A 534-nucleotide genomic window follows, 5' to 3' on the forward strand; every position below is an offset into this window, starting at 1 on the left:
TGGAAAATGTGAAGCTTCTTTGATCAAATCCTGCACTTCATCTGAAAACCTCTCGGAATTAGCGGGAGAAAGCAGGTTTTTTATGGCCATGCTTACATAGGCCTTCTTGTTCTTCTCTACCAGCTCTGCAGATCTGTCCCTGTTCTCCTTTTTTTCTTCAGAATCTGCCTGCGGAGTAGAATTGAGCAGCATAAAATCATTTATCAGCTGCGGATATTTTTCCATAAAAGCAAGTCCCACATAACCCCCCATGGAATGACCTATAAAATTAGCTTTTTTGACACCTGTAGCCTTGAAAACTTCATGTACAGCTTCGGCCATTAATTCCATGCGATGCACTTCAGAGACAATTTCAGACCTTCCATGTCCCGGAAGATCTATCGTTATGATCTTTCCGTGTTTCGAAAATTCCGGAAGGAATTCTTCCCAGATCTTAGAGGATTCCAGGAAACCATGCAACAAAACAGTCGCCTCCCCTTTGCCAACTACAGAATAATAGATCTTTTTTTCCTGAAATTTTAAAGTCATTGATCT

General features: G+C 41.0%; 1 protein-coding gene. It reads right to left on the reverse strand.

The window, feature by feature from the left end; all coding sequences use genetic code 11:
• Positions 1–534 (reverse strand): alpha/beta fold hydrolase (locus HC175_RS17150; protein ID WP_168139540.1); only part of this gene is annotated, 534 nt, incomplete at both ends.

Source organism: Salinimicrobium oceani (assembly GCF_012037645.1).